The organism is Streptomyces sp. NPDC057486 (assembly GCF_042802415.1).
Lineage (GTDB): Bacteria > Actinomycetota > Actinomycetes > Streptomycetales > Streptomycetaceae > Streptomyces > Streptomyces yanii.
On record NZ_JBHVEE010000021.1, the window covers coordinates 55,913 to 76,019 of the forward strand.

At 69.6% G+C, this 20,107-nt stretch carries 18 protein-coding genes and 1 pseudogene; 9 read left to right on the top strand and 10 right to left on the bottom strand.

The genetic code is table 11. The features are described from left to right. Positions 1 to 12 precede the first annotated feature (12 nt). The gene (locus tag ACFU6I_RS13030; protein ID WP_384364673.1) at positions 13 to 1,005 is read right to left on the bottom strand and encodes an aldo/keto reductase; all 993 of its coding nucleotides are present in this window, start codon (positions 1,003 to 1,005) and stop codon (positions 13 to 15) included. Positions 1,006 to 1,270: 265 nt separating this feature from the next. Between ACFU6I_RS13030 and ACFU6I_RS13035 the strand changes: the two genes are divergently transcribed. From ACFU6I_RS13035 to ACFU6I_RS13055, 5 genes and pseudogenes are all read left to right on the top strand, one after another. Next, a complete protein-coding gene (locus ACFU6I_RS13035) occupies positions 1,271 to 2,143 on the top strand; it encodes a metallophosphoesterase family protein (protein ID WP_384364676.1) in 873 nt (290 codons plus the stop codon). Between the two features lie 243 nt (positions 2,144 to 2,386). Further along, positions 2,387 to 2,854 (top strand): DUF5709 domain-containing protein, encoded by a 468-nt coding sequence (locus tag ACFU6I_RS13040; protein WP_384364679.1) that lies wholly within the window; start codon positions 2,387 to 2,389, stop codon positions 2,852 to 2,854. 761 nt (positions 2,855 to 3,615) lie between these two features. Then, complete coding sequence (locus tag ACFU6I_RS13045) at positions 3,616 to 4,581, top strand: aldo/keto reductase (RefSeq protein WP_384364790.1); 966 nt, start codon at positions 3,616 to 3,618, stop codon at positions 4,579 to 4,581. 311 nt (positions 4,582 to 4,892) lie between these two features. Next, on the top strand, positions 4,893 to 5,048 hold the full coding sequence (locus ACFU6I_RS13050; RefSeq protein WP_384364682.1) for a hypothetical protein: 156 nt from the start codon (positions 4,893 to 4,895) through the stop codon (positions 5,046 to 5,048). 3 nt (positions 5,049 to 5,051) lie between these two features. Beyond that, positions 5,052 to 5,336, top strand: a pseudogene (locus tag ACFU6I_RS13055) (aldo/keto reductase); the annotation flags it as partial. A gap of 236 nt (positions 5,337 to 5,572) precedes the next feature. Here the strand turns inward: ACFU6I_RS13055 and ACFU6I_RS13060 are convergent. Continuing rightward, positions 5,573 to 6,217, bottom strand: coding sequence for a TetR family transcriptional regulator (locus tag ACFU6I_RS13060; protein WP_384364685.1), 645 nt, complete (start codon positions 6,215 to 6,217; stop codon positions 5,573 to 5,575). Positions 6,218 to 6,297: 80 nt separating this feature from the next. On the opposite strand from ACFU6I_RS13060, the gene ACFU6I_RS13065 reads away from it, so the two are divergent. Beyond that, positions 6,298 to 7,236: an oxidoreductase gene (locus tag ACFU6I_RS13065; RefSeq protein ID WP_384364793.1), complete on the top strand. Its 939-nt coding sequence runs from the start codon at positions 6,298 to 6,300 to the stop codon at positions 7,234 to 7,236. Between the two features lie 158 nt (positions 7,237 to 7,394). Here the strand turns inward: ACFU6I_RS13065 and ACFU6I_RS13070 are convergent, their stop codons facing one another. Next, positions 7,395 to 8,504 (bottom strand): AI-2E family transporter, encoded by a 1,110-nt coding sequence (locus ACFU6I_RS13070; protein ID WP_384364688.1) that lies wholly within the window; start codon positions 8,502 to 8,504, stop codon positions 7,395 to 7,397. A gap of 659 nt (positions 8,505 to 9,163) precedes the next feature. Here ACFU6I_RS13070 and ACFU6I_RS13075 point away from each other — a divergent pair. Then, positions 9,164 to 9,682 (top strand): SixA phosphatase family protein, encoded by a 519-nt coding sequence (locus ACFU6I_RS13075; RefSeq protein WP_384364691.1) that lies wholly within the window; start codon positions 9,164 to 9,166, stop codon positions 9,680 to 9,682. A gap of 158 nt (positions 9,683 to 9,840) precedes the next feature. On the opposite strand, the gene ACFU6I_RS13080 is transcribed toward ACFU6I_RS13075, so the two are convergent. The 5 genes from ACFU6I_RS13080 to ACFU6I_RS13100 all read right to left on the bottom strand — a co-directional run bounded on the left by ACFU6I_RS13080 (position 9,841) and on the right by ACFU6I_RS13100 (position 14,466). Further along, positions 9,841 to 10,311 carry a zf-HC2 domain-containing protein gene (locus tag ACFU6I_RS13080; RefSeq protein ID WP_384364694.1) on the bottom strand — a complete coding sequence of 157 codons (471 nt, stop codon included), beginning with the start codon at positions 10,309 to 10,311 and terminating at the stop codon, positions 9,841 to 9,843. Positions 10,312 to 10,645: 334 nt separating this feature from the next. After that, positions 10,646 to 11,458 carry an ABC transporter permease gene (locus ACFU6I_RS13085; protein ID WP_384364697.1) on the bottom strand — a complete coding sequence of 271 codons (813 nt, stop codon included), beginning with the start codon at positions 11,456 to 11,458 and terminating at the stop codon, positions 10,646 to 10,648. Further along, the gene (locus ACFU6I_RS13090; protein WP_384364700.1) at positions 11,455 to 12,393 is read right to left on the bottom strand and encodes an ABC transporter ATP-binding protein; all 939 of its coding nucleotides are present in this window, start codon (positions 12,391 to 12,393) and stop codon (positions 11,455 to 11,457) included. Before ACFU6I_RS13090 ends, ACFU6I_RS13085 begins: the two co-directional genes overlap by 4 nt. 149 nt (positions 12,394 to 12,542) lie before the next feature. Further along, positions 12,543 to 13,238 carry a response regulator gene (locus ACFU6I_RS13095; protein WP_384364703.1) on the bottom strand — a complete coding sequence of 232 codons (696 nt, stop codon included), beginning with the start codon at positions 13,236 to 13,238 and terminating at the stop codon, positions 12,543 to 12,545. Continuing rightward, complete coding sequence (locus tag ACFU6I_RS13100; RefSeq protein WP_384364706.1) at positions 13,210 to 14,466, bottom strand: sensor histidine kinase; 1,257 nt, start codon at positions 14,464 to 14,466, stop codon at positions 13,210 to 13,212. Before ACFU6I_RS13100 ends, ACFU6I_RS13095 begins: the two co-directional genes overlap by 29 nt. Positions 14,467 to 14,792: 326 nt before the next feature. On the opposite strand from ACFU6I_RS13100, the gene ACFU6I_RS13105 reads away from it, so the two are divergent. After that, complete coding sequence (locus ACFU6I_RS13105) at positions 14,793 to 15,626, top strand: pentapeptide repeat-containing protein (protein ID WP_384364708.1); 834 nt, start codon at positions 14,793 to 14,795, stop codon at positions 15,624 to 15,626. 206 nt (positions 15,627 to 15,832) lie between these two features. Here the strand turns inward: ACFU6I_RS13105 and ACFU6I_RS13110 are convergent, their stop codons facing one another. Further along, on the bottom strand, positions 15,833 to 16,327 hold the full coding sequence (locus ACFU6I_RS13110) for a lamin tail domain-containing protein (protein WP_384364711.1): 495 nt from the start codon (positions 16,325 to 16,327) through the stop codon (positions 15,833 to 15,835). Positions 16,328 to 16,925: 598 nt separating this feature from the next. On the opposite strand from ACFU6I_RS13110, the gene ACFU6I_RS13115 reads away from it, so the two are divergent. Further along, a complete protein-coding gene (locus tag ACFU6I_RS13115) occupies positions 16,926 to 18,452 on the top strand; it encodes a hypothetical protein (RefSeq protein ID WP_384364714.1) in 1,527 nt (508 codons plus the stop codon). A gap of 153 nt (positions 18,453 to 18,605) precedes the next feature. On the opposite strand, the gene ACFU6I_RS13120 is transcribed toward ACFU6I_RS13115, so the two are convergent. Beyond that, positions 18,606 to 19,652 carry a M4 family metallopeptidase gene (locus ACFU6I_RS13120; protein ID WP_384364717.1) on the bottom strand — a complete coding sequence of 349 codons (1,047 nt, stop codon included), beginning with the start codon at positions 19,650 to 19,652 and terminating at the stop codon, positions 18,606 to 18,608. Between the last annotated feature and the right edge of the window lie 455 nt (positions 19,653 to 20,107).

Here is a 20,107-nt window from a genome sequence, read left to right on the forward strand (position 1 = left end):
CGGCCGGTCCTGCTACCAGCGCTGATGGATCGCGGCCCGGATGCGGCGGTCATAGAGGTCCCGTACCGCGTCCAGCGTCTCCTGCGGCAGCGGCGGAAGCGACGCAGCCGCAGCGTTGGCCCGCGCCTGCTTCACGGAACGCGCACCCGGGATGACGCTGGTGACACCGGGCTGCTGAATGATCCAGCGCAGCGCGGTCTGGGCCGCGGTCGCCCCCTCCGGTGCGAGCCCGGCGAACTCTGCGGCCGCCGCCACCCCGGTCGCGTACTCGATGCCGGAGAAGGTCTCACCCTGGTCGAAGGCCTCGCCGTGGCGGTTGTACGTGCGGTGGTCCTCGGCGGCGAAGACGGTGTCCTCGGTGTACTTCCCGGAGAGCAGCCCGGATGCGAGCGGCACCCGCGCGATGATGCCCACACCGGCCGCCAGCGCGGCCGGGAGGACGTCGTCCAGCGGCTTGAGACGGAACGGGTTGAGGATGATCTGGACGCTCGCGACCCCGGGCCGGGCAATGGCGGTGAGGGCCTCGGCACACGTCTCGACGCTCACCGCGTACGCGGCGATCCGCTGCTCGGCGACGAGGGTGTCGAGTGCGTCGTAGACCTCGTCCGAGGAGTAGACGGCGGTGGGCGGACAGTGCAACTGCACGAGGTCGAGGGTGTCGACACCGAGATTGGCCCTCGAGCGGTCGTTCCAGGTACGGAAGTTGTCGAGGACGTAGTTCTCCGGAACCTGTTCGGCGCGGCGGCCCATCTTGGTCGCGACGAACACTCCGGCGTCGGGGCGGTCCTTCAGATAGCGGCCGATGAGCTGTTCGCTGCGGCCGTCCCCGTACACATCCGCCGTGTCGAAGAAGGTGACGCCCGACTCGACGGCCGCGTCCAGGACACCGAAGGCGTCCGCCTCCCGCACCTCGCCCCAGTCGCCGCCGAGCTGCCAAGTGCCCTGTCCGACGACGGATACGTCCTGTCCGGTCCTGCCGAGTGTGCGCTTTTCCATAGGGATCATGCTACGTCGGTCGGCATGGGAGACCGGGGGCGACAGGGGTCACCGGATTCGCGGCCGGACCCACCGGCCCTGCCGGAATCCGGCGACCACGCCCGGCGTCATGGCGTCTCGTACATTGCCGGGCCAGATGGTTCGATCGGAGCAGGGAAGGGCGAACGGGCCTGCCGGGCACACGGCGTCACGCTCGCCCGCTCCGGTCCCGGACCGTTCCACCACTGACGGGAAGAGCCGGGGACGGCCGGGTGCGAAACCCACGGAACGAGGAGTGCTTGCCCTGAACGGACAGCTGCTGGCAGTCAGCGACCTGCACGTCGCCTACGCCGATAACCGTGCCATCGTGTCGTCCCTGCGTCCCGGCACCGACGCCGACTGGCTCATCGTCGCAGGCGATGTCGCCGAGAAGGTCGCCGACATCGAGCAGGCGCTGAAGATGCTCAGCGAGCGCTTCGCGAAGGTCATGTGGGTCCCCGGCAACCATGAGCTGTGGACCCACCCGCGCGACCCCGTGGAGCTGCGGGGCGAGGCGCGGTACCTCCATCTGGTCGAGCTCTGCAGGAAGCTGGGCGTCGTCACCCCGGAGGATCCCTATCCGGTGTGGGAGGACGAGGAGGGGCCGGTGACCGTGGCGCCTCTCTTCGTGCTGTACGACTACACGTTCCGCGCACCGGGCACGACCACCAAGGAGGAGTCCCTTGCCTATGCCCACAGGACCGGGGTCGTCTGCACCGACGAGCGCTTCCTCCACCCCGACCCGTACCCGACGCGCGACGACTGGTGCCGTGCGCGGGTACGGCAGACCGAACTCCGGCTGGCCGCCGTTCCGGAGAACCACCGTACGGTTCTGGTGAACCACTATCCGCTGGTGCGTGAACCGACCGATGTGCTGCGGTACCCGGAGTTCGCCCAGTGGTGCGGGACGGAACTCACCCGGGACTGGCACCGCCGCTTCCGCGCCGCGGCCGTGATCTACGGGCACCTGCACATTCCGCGGGTGACTCACTACGACGGCGTGCGGTTCGAGGAGGTGTCGATCGGCTACCCGCGCGAATGGCGGGCCCGCCCGCCGCGCACCCCGCTGCGGGTCGTCCCGTTGTCGTCACCCTCGACGGACCGGCGCGTGGCCGGGGAGAACGGGTGATCGCGGAATGCGAGTGACCGGCGCATGCCGCCGACGGGCCGAACCGGCTCAGCAGTCCGGCCCGCCGTACGGCGTCTCGGTGAGAGATTCTGCCCGTGGACGGCGCATTCCCGTGAGCAGTGCGTCGGGACGCCGGCGCGCTTCCGGTCGTCCCGACGGCCGACACCCCAGATGATGATAGAGAGGACATGGCGCGAAGTGGGACGTTTGTCCCGACGGTTCATTCGCGACAGTGGAGGTGCCATGGACGGCGACACCACGATGGGTGACGAGGTCTACCAGCCGGACGGCTCGGAGGTGCAGGACGACGCCGGGCTGCTGGACCCGGCGGACACCCTTGACGACAGGGCGGGCCAGGACCCGCTCGACACGGGCTATTCACCCCCTGAGCGGCCATGGGCCGTGGAACACCATGGTGTCACCGCGGCTGAGCAGCATGAGGGAGAAAGTCTCGACCAGCGCCTCAGCGAGGAGGAGCCGGACGTGTACGCCCCGGACGGGGACGGGATCGGTGACGTGGTCGACACGGACGGTGAGATCCGGGACGGGGAGGTCGGCGACCTGCGCGCGGGGCGACTGGTCGCGCCCGACGAGGGCGCGCACGGGAACGATGAGAGGTGCATGATCGCCCTCGACATGGGAATCGACGGCGCGGCGGCCTCCGCCGAGGAAGCGGCGGTCCATGTGGTCCCCGACGAGAACAACCCGTAGACCCCTCGTAGGGGCAGCCTGAGCGCTGATGCCCGTGCGCGGACTCTCGGCAGAGTTCGGACCATGCGTGCTCGATCCTGTCGCCATGAAAGAGGGAGACAATTCACGTCCGGTGAACGCGGTCGACGAAAGCGGAGCGCAACATCTCAAACCTGTCCTGTGAATCGTCGGTGATTCGCCGATGCGCCTTGCCACGCACCCTCGCAGCCGTTCCGTCCCGGCCTCCAGGACCGTCGACCCCCGCCCCGGAAAGCAGTTGAATCATCGGGCGCACGGTCACCGATGACGGCCGAGTACGCAATGAGCGCGATGAACGGAAAGACGATGAGGTCGCCCGCATCCACGTCCGGGCACCGACCATCCGTGGCCGGACAATCGAAGTGGCATATGCCAATGCCATCACCACACCGAGCAGGAACACTGTCGGCCCGACACATCGCGCCCTCTTCGCGGGCACGGCGTACCCACGGGGCACACCTGGGCGCCCGCCGCTTGTCGGCCACCTCCTTCCTCCCCATCGGCACAATCAGCGTCGCCGCCGTTCCCGTACACCCCAGGCATCCCGCGGCCGCGACCGCCCGATTCCCTCGCTCCGCGACAGCAGCAGCCGTCACACCTCTGTCACAGCGGAGAGCCCATGACCACGACAGCGGCCCCGCAAAATCCACCTGCCCCTGCTGCCCACGTCGCCTATCGTCAACCTGATTCCTGGCGGAAGCCTCGACCTGGCCAGGACGAGGACCATGACGTGGAGGATGATTGTGCGCTACCGCGAGCTGGGGCGAAGTGGACTGTCCGTGTCCGAGATCGGCTATGGCGCGTGGGGCATCGGTGAGTCCAGCTGGGTGGGTGCCACGGAGGACGAGTCCGTACGGGCCCTGCACCGCGCCATCGACCTCGGCGTGAACTTCATCGATACCGCCCGCGGTTACGGCGAGAGTGAGCGGATCGTCGGCCGGGTCGTCCGCGAGCGGGCCGGCGACGAGGTACGCGTCGCGACCAAAGTGCCTCCGAAGAACGGCACATGGCCGCCGCCCGACGGCCTCGACCCGGCCGAGACGTTCCCGGGCGAGCACATCCGCGCAAGCCTGGAGACCAGTCTGCGCACCAGCGGCCTCGACCACTTCGACGTACTGCAGTTCCATGTGTGGAGCGACAGCTGGGTCGGCCGTGGCGACTGGCTGGAGACGATCGCCGCACTGAAGCAGGAGGGAAAGATCCGCCTGTTCGGCGTCTCCATCAACGACCACCAGCCCGACAACGCACTCGCGCTCGTACGCAGCGGGGCCGTGGACAGCGTGCAGGTCATCTACAACATCTTCGACCAGGCACCAGCCGACGCGCTGCTCCCGGCCTGTGAGGAACACGGGGTCGGTGTCATCGTGCGGGTGGCCCTGGACGAGGGTGGCCTCACCGGTCGGATCACCGCGGACACCACGTTCCCCGAGGGCGACTGGCGCAATCGCTACTTCCGCGACGACCGCCCGGCACAGGTCGAACAGCGGGTGGCCGCGATCGTCGCCGACCTCGCCATCGCCCCCGATGAGATCGCGGAGACCGCGTTGCGCTTCGTACTGAGTTCGCCGGCGGTTTCCACCGTCATCCCCGGCATGCGCACCGTACGCAACGTCGAGCGCAACACGGCCCTGAGTGACGGGCGTCCACTCACCACCGACCAGCTCGCCGTGCTGGCCAAGCACCGGTGGCAGCGCAACTTCTATTCCTGATCCGCGGGCGGGCGTCGTCGCGAGATCGCCACCGATGTCGCCGGTCGCGCACGACAGCCTGCCGTCCCCAGCGCCTTGCTGAACGTCCCTCGCGAACGAACACGGCCGTGCCACACTGCTTGCAGCCCCGTCGTCCCCTCGTCGACGAACCCACCAGCAGCACAGGGACGAAGCGCCAGTGTGGCGGCCATGTCCGGGGCGGATCAGGCAGGGGTTCCACGGGTGTCCGACGACGTGGCAGACGTCGTCGTGGTGGACGGGCAGGCGCAGTCCTGCAGCGGCAATCTCATGAAGAGCTCAAACTGGTTCTCGTGATCGACTCCGGGTTCACCGTGCGCAGGCGTGGCACGACCTTCCGGGCCGCCCCCGGCCAGTTGATCGCCCTTCATCCGGACGACGCGCATTCCGGGACGCCGGACGACCTCGGCCGGGCACGCCGGCTCATCATCGACACCGCCAACCGGTAAACCGAGGGCAGCAGTGAGCGGATCGTCGGGGAACTGCTCGGCTCCGACCGCGATCGGTTCGTGCTGTCCACGAAGTACACACTGACCATGGACGGAACCGACCCGAACGCAAGCGGCAACCACCGCAAGAACCTGGCGCGTTCGGTGGAGGCCAGCGTGCGACGGCTGGGCACCGACTGCATCGACCTGCTGTGGGTGCACATCTGGGATCCCAACACGCCGATCGAGGAAACCATGCGGGCCCTTGACGATCTCGTGCGAGCGGGGAAGGTGCTGTACGTCGGTATCAGGGTGTCCCGTAGCTGCCGGGCCGGGACCGGGAGTGAGTTCTTCCGTCTCCGGACCGTCGGGGACGTGCGGAACTGCAGCGCTTCCGGGCACGTGCACCCGCGGCCGGACATCGGCCAGGGTGCCGAGGTCAACGGCATGCCGGTTTCCGGCCCTGCGGGTGAGGTGCGGTGTTGCACAGCCGTCGTCCCGGCCGGTGCATCAACGGACCCATGGCGGCCGGCGGAGCAGCCGGCTCAGGCACCGTGGGGCATGTGCCCGGGAGAGGCCCGCCGTTCGACGGCGTCCAACGCCGGGGCGATCACCTCGAAGGCCCGGTCGGTCAGCTCGGCGGGGTCCTCGGCACCCTCGCTGCCGCTCCACCGTTGCAGCACGGCACCGAAGGCGGTCAGCGCCATCCCGGCGGCCAGCTGCGGGTACAGATCGGTGTCGGGGTCGATCTCCAGGCGACGCGCCAACTCCGCCGTCAGGTCGTCGCGCCACTGCGCCTGGCGTTCCAGAAAGCGTGCATGCAGAGCGGGGGTACGCAGAATCAGCTGCACCACTCGCAGTGCCCGGTCGGAGGGATCGCCGCAGGCAGCCATGGAGACCCAGACGGCGTGCTGCAGCGCCACGGAGGGCCGCTCCTCGATGGGGCGGGCCGCCAACTCTGCGTGCATGCCGATGCCCATGTCGGCCAGAAACTGGACGACCACGTCCTCCTTGGACGCGAAGTACCGGAAGAAGGTGCGCTTGGACACTCCGGCCGTGGCCACGATCTCGTCGATGGTGACCGCGTCGAACCCCTTCGACGCCAACAGCTGCAGCGCCGCTTCGGTCAGCTCGTTGGCGACGAGCTGACGTTTGCGCTGGGCCAGGCTGATCTCGGGGTGGGCACTCACCTGGCAATCGTAGCGCCATGCCGCGCATGACACTAAGTATCACCTTGACACCAAGTGCCACACACGGCAGCGTATGCCATATGACACAGGAGCAGCGCTGGACTGTCGATCAGATCCCGGACCAGACCAAGCGGGTGATCGTCGTCACCGGGGCCAACAGCGGCCTCGGCCTGGCGACGACCCGGGCGCTCGCCCGCCAGGGCGGGCACGTGATCCTTGCGGTGCGCGACGAGGGCAAAGGCCACCGGGCGATCGCGGAGATCACCGCCGAGCAGCCGGGCGCCCGCCTCGAAGTGCGCCACCTCGACCTCGCCGATCTCGACTCGGTCCGCGCCTTCGCCGATCAGTTGCATACCGACCATTCGCGGCTGGATGTGCTCGTCAACAACGCCGGTGTGATGGCGCCGCCTCGATCGCTGAGCGCGCAGGGTCACGAGTTGCAGTTCGCCTGCAACCACCTCGGCCACTTCGCGCTCACCGGGTTGCTGCTCGATCTGCTGACCGTCGGGCGTGACCCCCGCGTGGTCACGGTGAGTTCGATCAACCACCGGCAGGGGCGCATCCACTTCGATGACCTCGCCGGTGAGCGCAGCTACTCACCCATGGCCTTCTACAACCAGTCGAAGTTCGCCAATTCCGTCTTCGGACGGGAACTCCACCGGCGGCTGACCGCGGTCGGCAGCCCGGTGCGCAGCTTGCTCGCCCATCCCGGCTACACCGCCACCAACCTGCAGACGAGTGCGCCGGTCGGCCTGTGGCGGGTGGTCCTGGGGCGCATGGGCAACCCGCTGTTCGCCCAGACCGCGGCCAACGGCGCGTTGCCGCAGCTGTACGCGGCGACCGACCCGAGCGCGGAAAGCGGTCAATTCATCGGGCCGGACGGCCTGGCCGAGCTGCGCGGCGGACCGACGCGGGTGCAGTTGTCCCCCGCGGCCGCCGACGCCGAGACAGGCCGGCGTCTGTGGGAGCTGTCGGAACACCTGACCGACGTGCGGTTCGTGTTTCCGACTCCTGACTGATCAGTCGGTGCGCTCACCCCGGCCCGCACGAGGAGGGGCGGGCCGGGCACAGCTCAGCGGTGACGGTGCCGGGCTCGCGCCGTCGGGTTCGCGTACGAGGACGTCGGGCTCATGAAGATCCTCGCTGGAGGAGATGTCGAGAATCCGGTCCCGGGTCGCTACACGCCGGGACGGTCCGGCCCTCGTCCTCCGAGCATGCCGGTCGCCGACCGCGTAGGGGTGGCCTTCCTCGCCTGCGTGGACCTCCGTGCCCGCTGGAGAGCCTGATGGACCGACCAGACGACGGACACCAGCGGAACAATCACCACCGCTCCCAGCACCCCCGCCGCGATCGCGCCTCCGATCACCGAGAGGGCGACCACGACCGGATGCAGACGGACTGCCCAGCTCATCACGATCGGGTGCAGCACGTGCCCCTCGATCTGTCCGATGACGACGATCAGCGCGATGACAACGACCGCTACGATCGGCCCCTTTGACGCCAGAGCCACGACGGCGGCCACTGCGAGGGCGATGGGTGAGCCGATCAGTGGGATGAAGGCGGCGATGAACTCCAGCAGCGCCAGCGGAAACGCCAGCGGCACTCCGAGTCCCAAGAGCGCAAGTCCCACGAGTACGGAGTTGGTTGTGGCCACCACGACGATGCCGTGGGTGTACCCGGTGAACGTCCGCCACGCCGCTCGGCCCGCGATCTCCGTTCGCTCGCGCGCCGTCGCCGGAAGCTGTTCGCACAACCAGGCCCACTGCCGGTCGCCCGAGTGGATGAAGAAGACCGAGCAGAACAGCGCGAGAGCGAACACGGTCATCACCTCCACCAGTCGGCCCACGCCGCTGAGCGCCGTACTGACCAGGGTGGACCGATGGCTGGACAGGTACTGTCCGATCCGGACCTGCAAGTCGCTCAGCGCCCCGGGGTTCAACCGGAAGGGTGGCTTCTCCAGCCAGCGCTCGATCCTGGCGAGGCCCTCGCTGAACTGCCGCTCCAGTCCGGCACGTTCTCCGGCAACCGCCTCGCCGACCAGGGACAGCACGCCGAGGACCAGGACGATACTGCCGAGGAGCGTCACTGCCACGGCGAGTGGCCGAGGCATCACACGAGCCAGGAGGTCGGCCGCCGGGCGCAACAGCGCGGTGACGACCAGGCCGAGGAAGACTGCCACCGCAACCTCGTGGAACCGTCCCAGCACGGAAAAGGCGGCGTAGACGACAGCTCCCACGACGAGCGTCCGCCAGGCGTAGGCAGCGGCCGTCCGCAGCGCGAGGGGCACATGCGGTTCCTGCGTCGGGCCGGCAGGTGCTCGCCGCGAGCCCGGACCCCGGGGCGCGGGGCCCCTGATGTCACGCATCGCCTGGCGCGACGCCGGACGGCTCGGGTACCTCCGCCTTCCAGGCCGGGAGCCGGGGTCCGGGTTGTCGGGCTGGAGATGCGATCGCCTGGGCATTCCTTGCTGGTACCAGACGGCGCCGTATCCTCCCGGCTCTCTCGGCTGCACACTCGCGAAGTCACCCGACAGGCGCAGTCGCTGGTTCCCGGCATGGTGGAAGGGGCCTGACCGAGTCGGCCGATGTCGACCACCGTTCCGTCGATGCGGGCGGTTGGCAGACAGTCGAAGAAGCACAGTCCGCCGGGTGGAGCATTGGACTGGCTTGGTGCCGCACGCCGACCAAGACTGGTCGCGTCAGGGCCGGCCGGTTTCCGGCCTGCCTCGGGGAAACCGACCCATCGAGTTCGAGGGAGCGCCCGTGGGCCTCACGATTCTGCGAGCCGGTCAGGACGAGCGGCTGTGCCTCGTCCTCGCGGGCTGCGCTCCCGTACCGCGGAGCGCTCCCCGCGCGCTGTCGGCATCCTGGCGGGTAACGGCGGACGCCGGGATCGGAGTCGGTCGCGGAGTCGGTCGCGTAAAGCCTGCGGAAGCGAGATGAGGCCGTGCCCAGGTCCGCGCACACCCGGTTGATCGTGCTGCGGCACGCCAAGTCGGCCTGGCCGGAGGGAGTACCCGACCATGAGCGTCCACTCTCCGGGCGGGGCCGCCGGGACGCCCCGGCGGCCGGGCGTTGGCTGCGCGATGCTCGGTGTGTGCCCGACCTGGTCATCTGCTCTACCTCCAGGCGTACCCGTGAGACGTGGGAGCTTGTCGCGGCGGAACTCGGTGCGGCACCGAAGGTGCTCTTCGAGCAGCGGGTCCATGAGGCAACCGCCTCCGCCCTGCTCGATGTGGTGCGTGCGGTCCCGGAGCGGCGGCGGACGGTGCTGCTGATCGGCCATCAGCCCGGCGTGCAGGACCTTGTCCTGTCCCTGGCCGGAGAAGGCGACGACGAGGCACTCGCACGGGTCCGAGGCAAGTTCCCGACCTCGGGCATCGCCGTGCTCCTGTTCCCGGGCCCGTGGTCCCGGCTCGGACCCGGCACCGCGGCACTCACCGCCTTCGCAGTTCCCCGCGCCTGACCGTCAGGAGTTGACCACCCCCGCCCCCAGCAGGCCGAACACCAGCACTCCGACGACGGTCCGGTCGATGACGAAGGCATGGGAGGAGCGCTGGGCAACGAACCTCAACGGCCAGGCGATGGGGGCGTTTTGCGGCCATGCGGCCCGGTCGGCCGGCCTCAGCCCGACGCGGCCGGTCGGGGTGTGGCCACCCGGCGGAGAGGCTGAGGCGTGGCCTGCCCCTCCGCGCCGTCCGCCACTGCCCGGGGGGCCTGGGCCTTCCTTGCTGCGCGCTCGCCGAGTTCGCCTGACGCACGCGTCCTGCTCACCAACTGGGTGAGCGTGAGCTGCCTGGCCGTTCCCCCTCGGACCGGCCGACGGCGACGGGGCTGGTGACGGGGCGTGTGGCGGCCCTCAGCGGGAGCGGGCACGTATATGTGCTGCCGTCGGCCGGTGTCGCGGGCGAGTGCGTCGCGGAGCAGGGGCAGGTGCGCGCTGACCGCCGCGAGGCAGTCGTGTTCGTCCCTGCAGGCGGGGCAGGTTGTCAGGTGGGCGCGGACCTGGGCGGTTTCCTCGGAGGCGAGGGCATTGAGCGCGTATCCGGCCAGCAGCTCACGGATGGTGCTGCATTCCTGGGGTGTGGTGAACATGGCGGGTGTCCTCTCGGTGCGGGAGCGCGTGGTCGGCGCGGCCGTGGGGTTCAGACGCGGGCGTCATCCTGGTCCTGCTCGGTGACGTCCAAGGTGGATGTGGTCTGTTCGACGGTGCTGTCCTGACGGGTGTGGTTCGCCTTTCGGCGGGGCCGCCGCTCTGCGGGCCGGCCCGGCGCCGGGCGAGGAGGACGAGAGGTGCGAACAGGAGCGGGAAGATCCAGGAGGTTCAGCCGTGGATCGGGATGCGGTGGGCGGCGCGTCCGGGTGTGCCCGAGGCCAGGGCCGCGGCCCGAAGGAGCGGTGCCGGCGGTGCGGCTTCGTCCTGCGCCGGTCAGGCGTCGCGTCGCTTGAGGAGCCAGGCGGCGAGACCGAGCAGGGCGGCTGCGTATCCGGCGAAGAGTGAGAGACCTGTCCAGGGGGCCATCGCGGGATCGGGAACGACGGAGAGCACGGCTTGTCCGGCGTTGCTGGGCAGGTAGGGGTCGATGCGCTGAGCCCAGTCGGCCGGAAGCAGGGCGCCCAGTCCGGGCAGGACGAGCAGGATGCCCACCAGCGTGGCGATGGCTCCCGCAGAGCTGCGAATGATGGCGCCCAGGGCTACGCCGAACAGTCCTACGACGGTGAGGTAAAGGGCGGTACCGAAAACCACACGGGTGACGCCGGGGTCGGACAGATGCGTGTCCAGGTGAGCGGAGGACAGGATGGCCTGGCCACCGAAGAAGGCGGCGAAAGAGGCCGCGGTCATCAGGACGAGGACGACGCCGGTGAAGACGACGGCCTTGGCCACCAGCACGGGCAGCCGCCTGGGGACGGCCGTGAGCGTGGCGTGGATCATTCCGGTGGAGTACTCGCCCGTGAACATCAGGACGCCGAGGACACCGATGGCCAACTGCGCGGGCCGGAACATGCTCAGGCTGAGCTCGGCTCCGTTGAAGTGCGCCAATGCCCGGGCGCTGAGGTCGCCTGCCCGCAGGTGCGTGACCAGCATGCCCAACCCGACGATCGCGGCCACGGCGGTCAGCAAGGTGATCGACGTGGAGCGCACGGTGCGCAGCTTGATCCATTCGGACCTGAGGGCCCGGAGCAGGGTCACCTTGCCGGGGCGCACTGTCGCGCCGAGCGGGCGCGTGAGGACCGTGGTCATGACGCGCTCCTTACTCCGACCGGCTCGTCGGTGCTGTTGGCGTGGTACTCGACCGCGTCCCGGGTCAGTTCCATGAACGCCTCTTCCAGGGAGATCCGCTGGGGAGAGAGTTCGAGCAGGGTGAGCCCGTGGTCGGCGGCGGTGTAGCCGATCTGGTCAGTCGTCAGGCCGACTACTTCCAAGGTGTGGGGCGCACAGGTGGTGAGGGTGACGTCCGGACCCGCCAGCAGACTTTTCAGGCGGTCGATGTCCGGGCAGCGCACGCGCACCACGGTGCGGGCCGCGCTGCGGGTGAATTCCTCGACCGAGGTGTCGGCGATGAGCCGCCCGCGACCGATGACGACGAGATGTTCGGCGGTGAGCGCCATCTCGCTCATCAGATGCGACGAGACGAACACCGTTCGCCCCTCCCCCGCCAGGCTCGTGAGAAGATTCCGGATCCACCGGATGCCCTCCGGGTCGAGGCCGTTGACCGGCTCGTCGAGGATGACAGTGGCAGGGTCGCCGAGAAGGGCGCTGGCGATACCGAGGCGCTGGCCCATACCCAGGGAGAACCCGCCGGCCCGCTTGTCGGCGGCCTCGCGCAGGCCGACGAGGTCGATGACCTCGTTCACGCGCCGGCGGGAGATGCCAGTGGTGGCGGCCAGAGCCAGCAGGTGGTGGTAGGCGGTGCGGCCGGTGTGGATGGCACGGGCCTCCAGCATCGCCCCGACCTCGCGCAGGGGCGCTTCGTGCATTGCGTAGGGGCGGCCGTTGACGGTGACGTGCCCTGCGGTTGGGGCGTCCAGGCCGAGGATCAGCCGCATGGTGGTGGATTTACCGGCCCCGTTGGGACCGAGGAACCCCGTCACGATGCCGGGGCGGACCGTGAAGGACAGATCCTCGACGGCTGTCTTGCTGCCGTACCTCTTGGTAAGGCAGTGGGCTTCGATCATTGCGAAACCTCCGTTCACCACCTCACTCTCGCCCGTGACCGGCCCCTCGCACATCGTCCCCGTGCAGCGATTCCCGGCTACCACGTCCGTGGTACGGGGTCCGCCGGCCTACCGCGGCGACGGAACGCGACACGTACCCGTGCCGACGATCACGCGGATGTTGCCGGGCGACTCGGCTCCATCGCCGGGCTGACCAGGCCGCTCTGGTAGGCGATGACGACGAGCTGGGCCCGGTCACGAGCCGCCAGCTTGGTCATGGCCCGGTTGACGTGGGTTTTGGCGGTCAGCGGGCTGATGAACAGGCGATCGGCGATCTCTTCGTTCGACAGGCCCAGCGCGACGAGCCCCAGGACATCGCGTTCCCGTGGTGTCAGGCACTTCAGCCGCTCGTGCATGGCTGCCGGGCTCGCTTCCGGCTGCGTCAGGAATCGCGTGATCAGCGCTCGGGCGGCAGACGGGCACAGCAACGCTTCCCCGGCGGCGACCGTGCGGACGGCCTCGAGAAGCTCCTCGGGCCGCGCGCCCTTGCCGAGAAAGCCGCTCGCACCCGCGCGCAGCGCCTCGGCGACGTACTCGTCCTCCTCGAAGGTGGTCAGGATGAGCACCTTCACCCCTGCGAGGTCCTCCGACTCGCCGATCAGCCGCGTCGCGGCGAGGCCGTCCATCTCGGGCATGCGGATGTCCATCAGGAGCACATCCGGGTGCTGCGCATGAGCCAGCTCCACTGCCTCGCGGCCGTTGGATGCCTCGCCCACGGTCTCCATGTCGTCCGCAGCATCGAACAGCATCCTGAAGGTGCCCCTCAGCAGGGCCTGGTCATCGGCGAGCAGTACGCGGATCGTCATGCCCATCTCTCCTCGGCGGTCCGTTCGTTGCCGGACCGCCGGTGGCCGTTGCGGCTCGCAGGGGCAGATCGGCAGTCACAGCGAAGCCGCCCTGCGGGCGGGCTCCCGCATACAGCCTGCCCCCGACGATGGCAGCCCGCTCGCGCATCCCGATCAGCCCGTGCCCCGTTCCCTGGGTCGGCTGGTGGTGCGGTCCGACGCGTCCGTCGTCCTCGATGGTGATCGTCAGCCATTCGGGGCGGTAATGCAGGAACAATCGGGCGTGGTCCGCGCCGGCATGCTTGTGCACATTGGTCAGGGCCTCCTGCACGATGCGGTACGCGGCCAGGTCGACCGCCGGCGCCAGCGGTTCACTGATACCGCGCTGACTGTGCCTGACCGCCAGGCCGGCGCCTTCGAACGACGCCAGCAGGGCCGGTAGCTGCGTCAGACCCGGCATCGGATCGCGCGGCGCCGCCGGATCACCCGACTGCCGTAGCAGGCCTACCGTCACGCGCAGTTCGTCCAGCGCCGACCGGCTGGTGTCCCGGATGTTCTCCAGCGCGGCGAGTGTCTGCTCCGGCTGCCGCCCCGCAAGATGGACGGCGACACCTGCCTGGGCGTTGATCAGGGCGATGTGGTGCGCGACGACGTCGTGCAGCTCGCGCGCGATCCGGACCCGCTCGGCCGCCACTCGCTGCTGTGCCTCCTGCTCACGGGTCCGCTCCGCGTTCTCCGCCCGTTCCTCCACGGCTGCCACATAGGCACGGCGTGACCGCACCGCGTCCCCGATGGCGGCCGACAGAGCCGTCCACGCCAGCATCACCGCCTTCTCCGGCTCCAGCCACGATCCCGGGGCGAACACCACGGCCGCCCCCACCAGGACGGCGGCCGTCATCGCCGTCGCGGTCCAGGTGGTGCGCCGGTCGGTCTGCACCGCCACGGTGTAGATGGACACATCGACCGGGCTTGCCACCACCGGGCTCTCCCGGAATCCGAGCACCTGGAAAAGGACCCCGCAGCCGACCGCGATAGCCAGTACGCCGAATGGGTGACGCCGGCGCCACATCAACGCCGAGCAGCCGACCGCCGCCAGCACCACGCCCTGCCACCGGTACTCGATCCGGTGCTCGTCCGGCACAACAGCAGAAGCCACAACCGACAGCCCGAACAGCACGGCCGACAACAGCGCGTCCACCACGCCGGGCCTGGCTCGTGCTTCCCGCCTCCAACCGTTGATCACTGCCATCCCTCCACCGTAAGTGCGGTGACCGGGCCCGGCATCGTGTCGGTTCTCCCCCGATCAGCCTGCCGCTGGGGCAGAGCCGGGAGGCCTGCCGATCGGGGTGCGGCTCGTCGCCGCGCACGGCCGAAAGACCTTTGCTCCGTATGGCCGCCCAGCCGGAGCAGACCGTCCCCTGGACGGAGCTCCGCCCACCGGTCCACGCGGACTGACCCCGCCGCCACCCGGGCCGTGCTCCCGCGGACGGCAGGCGCGCGCCGTCTGCGACAATGGACGCTCATCTCGGAGCGCGGCGGACCGCCGTGCTCGTCTCGTCACAGGAGAGCACGCAGTTGCCCCAGAAGCACGCGGCCCCGTCCGGCGGCAGCGGTCGCGACGAACTGCAGGCCGACTGCGCGAACTGCTTCGCGTTGTGCTGTGTCGCGCTGCCCTTCGCCCGTTCCGCAGACTTCGCGGTGGACAAGGACGCCGGCAAGCCATGCGCGAACCTTCAGCCGGACTTCCGTTGCGGCATCCACACACGCCTTCGGGAGAAGGGCTTCCAGGGCTGCACCGTGTTCGACTGCTTCGGTGCGGGCCAGAAGGTCTCACAGGTCACCTTCGGTGGAACGGACTGGCGGCAGGCGCCGGAGAGCGCCCGCCCGATGTTCGAGGTCCTGCCGGTGATGCGGCAGCTCCACGAACTGCTCTGGTACGTCACCGAGGCCCTCGATCTCGCGCCGGCCCGCCCCGTCCACCCGGATCTGCGCCGTGCGCTGAAGCGTGTCGACGGCCTCACCCGGGGGGACGCTGCATCGCTCATGGACCTCGACGTGGCGGCGCTGCGCGACGATGTGAACGCTCTGCTGCTGCGGACCAGTGACCTGGTGCGGGCCGAGGTGCCCGGCCGCAAGAAGAACCACCGGGGTGCCCAGCTCATCGGGGCCAGGCTGAGCGGCGCCCGGCTGCGGGGGGCCAGTCTCCGCGGGGCCTGCCTCATCGGGGCCGACCTCAAGAAGGCCGACCTGCGCATGGCCGACCTGATCGGGGCGGACCTGCGCGGCGCCGACCTGAGCGGAGCCGACCTCACCGGGAGCATCTTCCTCACCCAGGCCCAGCTCAACGCGGCCAAGGGCGACTCGGCCACCAAGCTTTCTGCCGCCCTCACCCGTCCCGCGCACTGGTAGCCCGCGGCGGGGTCATCACGACCGCGGTCACCACGATGCTTGCGCCGTCCCCGGCCCGGGTCTGCCACGTTCCGGGCCCCTGTCGCGAGGAGAGCGCCGTCGGCCACTGACCGGAGCGCCTGATGACAGCTGGGGCCCTCGGGCGAACCGGCGGCAGAGCACCCGTCCTCTGCCGCCGTTCCCTTTCGGTACGCGGTGATGGTGCGTCAGCCGTGGTAGTTGATGTAGCCGTTGCGGTCGGGGTCGGAGCCGGTCTTGGTGTAGGCGTGGACGTCGGCCCGGCTGCCCGACGGCTTGTACAGGTAGATGGTGTCCTTGTCGTTGTTCCAGATGAAGTTGCAGTTCTGGCGGTAGACGACGTTCTTGGCGTCGGAGTCGGTGCCGTGGCCTCCCCGCAGCTTCACGTAGTCGCCGGGCTCGAGGTAGTGGCTCGCCGAGAAGGTGAAGCGGTTGCCGGCGGCGTCCTTGACGACGTAACCCTTGAGATTGACGGTCGCCTTCGACGAGTAGTTCTTGATCGTCAGGTACTCGTCCTTGGTGTTCCCGGTGGAGCACCTGTTGGAGTCCGAGCCCGGCGCGTCGTACTGGACACCCTTGACCTTCAGCGCCGACGAGTACTCGGCTGCCTGTGCCGGGGCGACGGCAACAACCGCGATGGTTCCGGCAGCGGCGACGGTGGCTATGGCATGGCGTATGCGCATGAGGAATTCCCCCCAGTCGTGCGGATGGAGCGCCTGGAGCATACACAAGTCATGGTGGAGAGATGCAGAAAAGGTGATGCATATGTGAAGACAGTCGTGCGGCACACACCCGGAAAGACTCAAGTGCGAGGCACAGCCGATGAATTGACGGCGCCGCACACAGGTCGACGCCGGGTGGTCGGTGGACATGCGGACCTCCACCCCGCACCACGGCGCGACGACAATCTGCAGCAGCGTTTCGTCTCCTGCCCCGCGTCTTCGGTACTGGCTGCGGCGTGCGGTGGTGTCGCCTCCGGGCGGACCGGGCCAGTGCGTGGGTGAGGGACGCGAGGCGACCCCGGCGGCGGGCCGGAGAGCTGCCGGAAGGCGCCGATTTCCGCCACGGCGCCCGGAATGACGCCGGCGGAAGCGTGTCCACGGCCTCCTTGTCGGCGCCGGTGGCCCGGTCGGCGAGGAGGGCGTGGGCGGGCATGGTGAGGGTGATGTTCCGCAGGACGTGTGCTCCACATGGCCGATCGAAGTTGGTCGGTTGCGCCCGGCACTCGCAGAGTTGCGCCCAGAGCCCGGCCCGCTGCCCGGTGCCGGGGAGGACTGATCCATGCCTGACCGACTGGCCGTCGGCCCACGAGTGGCGCAGATGGGGCTCGCCGGTGTCGACCACGCGTACGGCCGCCCGTTTCCCTGGCTCGCGGCTGTCGCCGCCGCCTTTGTTTCCGTGCAGTTGGTACTCGTGGTTCCCGGCTCGGGACTCGGCTGGGACGAGACCGTCTACGTCAGCCAGGTCGGCCGTGACGTCCCGGCCGCGTTCTTCAGTGCGCCCCGAGCTCGGGGGATTTCGTATCTGGTCGCGCCCGTGGCCGCGCTGACGTCCTCGATGGCTGCGCTGCACGTGTATCTGGCACTGTGCTCCGGATGCGGGCTCTTCCTCGCCCTGCGGGTCTGGCGTCCTCTCCTGCCGCCCGCGGTTCTCGCCGGGGCCGGCGCGATGTTCGCCGGGCTGTGGATCACTCTGTACTACGGCCCGCAGGCGATGCCCAACCTGTGGTGCGCTTTGGGGTCGTTGGCCGCCGTGGGCTGCTTTCTACGAGCCGTCAGGGAAACGGCTGACGGCAAGGCGCTCGCCGGCCTCGGCGCCGGTGTGGCCCTGGTCGCCCTCATGCGGCCCCCGGACGCCTGCTACCTGGTCCTGCCTCTGGTCGTGGTAGCCCTGGCGGTCCCGGGCCGGCGACACCCGGCCGTGCCGGCCGTGCTCGTGGCCGCCCTTCTCCTCGGCTGCGCACCGTGGATCGTCGAAGCCCATCTGCACTACGGCGGCGTTGTCGCCCGGTTGCACCGCGCCAGCGAGATTCAGGGCGGCCTGGGCGTGCACCTCGCCCTCGACGATCAGGTCCGAGCCCTCGACGGGCGGACTCTGTGCCGTCCGTGCGAGGTGCCCTGGAAAAACCCTGTCACCGCGGCGTGGTGGTTCGCACTGCCACTGCTCACGGCGGGCGGCATCATCGCCGCCCGCGCGCGCCGCCCTGCCGCCGTCCTCGTGACCCTCGTCGCGGCGTCCATGGCGACGCCCTACCTGTTCATGATCGACTACGCTGCCCCCCGATTCCTGCTTCCCAGCTACGCTCTGCTGGCGCTGCCTGTCGCCGAGTGCCTGCGCGCTCTGTTCACCTCCACCCGCCCCGGATGGCGGCCGACGGTCGGCGTGTTGCTCACGCTCGCCCTGGCCGGTCACTTCACCGTCCAGTACTGGGTACTCGGCCATGCCGTCGCCCGCAGCCGCGCGGCGCGGCAGGAGTACACGGCGATCGCCGACCAGCTGCACGTTCTGGGAGTACGCCCACCGTGCACGGTCACCGGCTTCGACGCGGTACCGATCGGCTACTACGCCCGCTGCGCGTCGCGACAGATCGGCGGCCACGACGGGAGCATCACAACGGACGGTCTGCGCGCGGCAGCGCGTCGCACACCTGTCGCGGTGATCGTGGCTCCCGGGCACAGGCCACCCGACTACGCCCGTGCCTGGCGGCCCGAATCCCTGCCACCGCTGCGTGGGAGCACAGGCCTCTCCGTCTACGTGGCGCCCTCCGGACCAAGGGACGACGCCCCGTCGGAAAAGCTGTCCCCATGATGCAATCCCCGTGCGCCGGCCTGCACTTGCCTCATCCGCCGCAGCAGCGCCCGGTGACCGATCCGGCCGGCGCGTGGCCTCGCAACGGGCTCAAGGCCGACGCGAGACCACGCCGAGGGCCCCCTGGGAAGGAGGAGACCGCCGTGACTCTGCCTACTGGATGCCAGGGATCTCGCGGGCCTTGAACGCGGCACGGACCGCGTCCGCCGCGCTCTTGCCGTACATGCGTTGCGCTGTCGCAATCGTCGTCGACGCGGCGTTCTCGAAGCTGGTGTCGGGTGCGAAGCCGAACTGAGCGTTGACGATGATGCGGTCGGCGACCCTGGCGCCGAGCGCCCCCCGGATGTCCAGGAGTGCGCGGGACCAGATCTCACCGTCCGCGTGCACCTCGCCCACCCGGTCCCCGTACACCTTGTTCCCGTCGATCCGACGCAGGCAGTGCGGGGCAGCGCTGTAGGCGACCGAGTCCCAGTCGGCGACGCACGCCAGGTCGGTCTTCAGGGGCCAGCCGTACCGGGCGTCCGCGTGGGCGCCGACCTCGACTGCCAGGTAGTCGCCGAAGGCCTCACCGATCGCCCCGGCCTCCGGGGAGGTGCCGAAGCCGGGCACCTGGGCGTTGTGCACCGCGTGCCCGTACTCGTGCACGATCACCTCGGCGTCCTCGGCATCGTCCACGCCGCCCTTGCCGAAGCGGATCTCGGCCTTCTTGTCGGTGAAGAAGGAGTTGTCCGCGCCCCACTGGTTGATACGCACGGGCTGCGCACGGTTGTTGGCGCCGGGCAGTTCGCTGCCGAAGCCGAGGCCCTGCAGGTACTCCTGTGCCTCATTGACCCAGAAATAGGCCATGACCTGCTCGAACTGGTCGTCGTGCCGGGTGTATTTGCCGACGTCGGCGGTCTTTGCGGGGGCGCCGGTCTCCGACCTGATGTAGGCCCACCGACCGGAGAGTCCGCCACTGCCGTCGAGGTTGCGCAACGCGGCGGAGGCATAGCTCGACGCGGGGACGGCGTCGGCCGAGTCCTTGGCGTCGGAGAGCGACTGGTCGCCCGAGGACTGGACGGGGTTGACCATGAATACCCGGGCCTGTGGTTCGGCCGGGGCAGGGACGGCGCCCGAGGCCGAGGCCGCTCCGGCCGGAGCGAGCAGAGCCACGGTGGCGGTGGCCGCGGCGATCAGGCCGCGGGGTGTGCGGCGAGTCATGTACATCCTCCCGTGCTGAGATGTGGTGCGGCGGTGTGTCGAATTGCAGGGGATGGCGTGGTGCGAGCGTGATCCTTGCGCACGGGGCCCTTCTTTGGCCAGGCCTTGAACGCGTTTGCGACTCACAGCGGCGGGGGCTCCACCGTGCGGTGCCGCTCTGTTCGTGTGCCGGGACGGTGGGCGTCAGGTCGCCGTCGGGAACGCCACGTACAAGCGGCGGTCATCGCGGCTCAGCTCCACGAGCACGAGGATCCGCATCACTGAAGGGCAGGGCTTTCCGGCGGTGCGTCGGTGGCTCCACGGATCGCCGGCGGCCGTCACCGAGTACGGGCTCCGGCACCGGCCGCGTACCGGCGACGGCCCCGCGCGTCACGCTCGGGCCGCCGTCTTGCTGCCCGGCACGTTCCACCGGATCGCGAGGACCGCTGCGTCTGCCGTCCGCCGCGATGCCGACA